This is a genomic window from Psychrobacter sp. 1U2, from assembly GCF_051847575.1.
On sequence record NZ_JBPYDC010001502.1, the window covers coordinates 1 to 588 of the forward strand.

Annotated in this window: 1 protein-coding gene; it reads left to right on the forward strand. The window is 37.8% G+C overall.

The genetic code is table 11. The annotated features are described in order from the left end of the window. Positions 1-55 precede the first annotated feature (55 nt). Positions 56-588: HD domain-containing protein (locus ACS8FD_RS22855; RefSeq protein ID WP_439277541.1), on the forward strand; the 533-nt coding region annotated here is incomplete at its 3' end.

Sequence of the window (588 nt, forward strand, 5' to 3'; positions counted from 1 at the left end):
GCTTGTGTGCAATAAAACTAAAACACCAAATGTGAAAAAATAAAAAGGACTTACCATGAGCGCAGGATTAATCAAGCATTTAAAAAAGAAAACCGAAGAAGACAGCAATACTAGAATATTAATGTCGCAATGGGAGTTTGATGAAAAGCTCGTCGGTAAGTCGCTTGAAAATGTTGGTAGTTATTATCCGCATTTCAGTAGCCACAATGAATCGCACTCACAGCAGATACTTGTCAATATCGAACGTCTGCTAGGCAATAATATTGAAAAACTAACAGCGACAGATACGTGGCTAATTTTAGAAGCAGCCTACTGGCATGATATCGGTATGCTATTCAATGCCGATGAAGTACAAGCCGTTGTTAATGATGAAAAATTTAAAGAATACGTCGAAAGCCTTGCTAATGATAATACGCAAGACTTACATGAGTTTGCCAAAGTATGGCATGAAGATGGCTGGAATAAAGCCCTTGTTAATCATTCAGACCCACATACAGGCGTTGAAAAATATCGTCAGATGATTGCTGAATGGTATCGTCGTGGTCATGCCAAAAATTCAAATTCAGTAGTTATGGATCCCTTTGAAAA